Genomic DNA, 228 nt, shown 5'->3' on the forward strand with positions numbered 1-228 from the left:
CCTCGCCGGCGCGCGCCGCCTCGATGGTGGCGTTGAGCGCGAGCAGGTTGGTCTGGCCGGCGATCGAGGAGATCAGCGCCACCACGTCGCCGATGCGCGCGACCGAGCCGTTGAGGGCCTGCACGAGCGCGGCGGCCTGGTCGGCCTCGCCGACCGCCCGCCGGGCGAGGTCGGCCGAGCCGTCGACCTGCCGGCCGATCTCGGCCACCGAGGCGCCGAGTTCCTCGG

At 76.8% G+C, this 228-nt stretch carries 1 protein-coding gene; it reads right to left on the minus strand.

The genetic code is table 11. From position 1 onward, the window contains the following. Nucleotides 1-228: methyl-accepting chemotaxis protein (locus AX737_RS12740; protein ID WP_245293434.1), on the minus strand; the 228-nt coding region annotated here is incomplete at both ends.

Origin of the sequence: Methylobacterium sp. CCH5-D2 (assembly GCF_001556475.1) — a bacterium.
Taxonomy (GTDB): domain Bacteria; phylum Pseudomonadota; class Alphaproteobacteria; order Rhizobiales; family Beijerinckiaceae; genus Methylobacterium; species Methylobacterium hispanicum.